The sequence below is a fragment of the Bradyrhizobium sp. Kon69 genome (genome assembly GCF_055807515.1).
Genome location: NZ_JBVVOS010000199.1, coordinates 1 through 339, shown reverse-complemented (window position 1 = coordinate 339; position 339 = coordinate 1). Strand labels below are relative to the sequence as shown.

The following is a 339-nucleotide window of genomic DNA, read 5'->3' as shown; positions in this document are numbered from 1 at the left end:
CCTATGGTCGGGTGAAGGTCCGGTTTCATTGGGATCGCCTGGACAGGACCGATGACAAAAGCAGCTGTTGGGTGAGGGTTGCATCCGGTTGGGCCGGTGCCGGGTTTGGCGCCATGATGATCCCGCGAGTGGGCATGGAACGGGCAATACTGCGAGAGGTCGCGCGCCGCCATGAGCGACTGGCAGTGCTCGTTGCCGGCGTCGAGTATCAGACACAAACGACGCCCCGCTTGCTGCTGCTGCGCCATCCATCGATAAGGCATGTCTGGCATCACGCAGCCCTCCCGGTGACATCGCACTGGCCTTCGCGGCAACGCTCGCATACCGGGCAAAAATCCG

General features: G+C 62.5%; 1 protein-coding gene. It reads left to right on the top strand.

Annotated elements, in window-relative coordinates:
* Positions 1-11 precede the first annotated feature (11 nt).
* A partial coding sequence (locus AC0L3U_RS38820; RefSeq protein WP_473365028.1) for a phage baseplate assembly protein V occupies positions 12-339 on the top strand: 328 nt, incomplete at its 3' end.